The following is an 807-nucleotide window of genomic DNA, read 5'->3' as shown; positions in this document are numbered from 1 at the left end:
GTACCCGGACACGGTGCTGCTGGCGGAGGCCAACCAGTGGCCCGAGGACGTCGTCGACTACTTCGGCGACTACGCCTCCGGCGGCGACGAATGCCACATGGCGTTCCACTTCCCCGTCATGCCCCGCATCTTCATGGCCGTACGGCGCGAATCCCGCTACCCCGTCTCCGAGATCCTCGCCAAGACCCCCGCCATCCCCTCGAACTGCCAGTGGGGCATCTTCCTGCGCAACCACGACGAGCTGACCCTGGAGATGGTCACCGACGAGGAGCGCGACTACATGTGGGCCGAATACGCCAAGGACCCCCGCATGCGCGCCAACATCGGCATCCGCCGGCGCCTGGCACCCCTGCTGGACAACGACCGCAACCAGATCGAGCTCTTCACCGCCCTGCTGCTCTCACTGCCCGGCAGCCCGATCCTCTACTACGGCGACGAGATCGGCATGGGCGACAACATCTGGCTCGGCGACCGCGACGCCGTACGCACGCCGATGCAGTGGACCCCCGACCGCAACGCCGGCTTCTCCTCCAGCGACCCCGGGCGCCTCTTCCTGCCCACGATCATGGACCCGGTCTACGGCTACCAGGTCACCAACGTCGAGGCCTCCATGTCCTCGCCGTCCTCGCTGCTGCACTGGACCCGGCGCATGATCGAGATCCGCAAGCAGAACCGCGCCTTCGGACTCGGGTCCTACACCGAGCTGCAGTCCTCCAACCCGGCCGTCATCGCCTTCCTGCGGGAGTACGAGGACGACCTCGTCCTCTGCGTGCACAACTTCTCCCGCTTCGCCCAACCCACCGAACT

Annotated in this window: 1 protein-coding gene; it reads left to right on the top strand. The window is 66.8% G+C overall.

The genetic code is table 11. From position 1 onward, the window contains the following. The coding region (locus tag BZY54_RS47490; RefSeq protein ID WP_208640987.1) for an alpha-amylase family glycosyl hydrolase at positions 1 to 807 on the top strand (807 nt) is incomplete at both ends.

This window comes from Streptomyces carpinensis, from assembly GCF_002154505.1.
Lineage (GTDB): Bacteria > Actinomycetota > Actinomycetes > Streptomycetales > Streptomycetaceae > Streptomyces > Streptomyces carpinensis.
The sequence above is the reverse complement of the archived record's forward strand: the minus strand, read 5'-3'. Positions and strand labels throughout refer to the sequence as shown.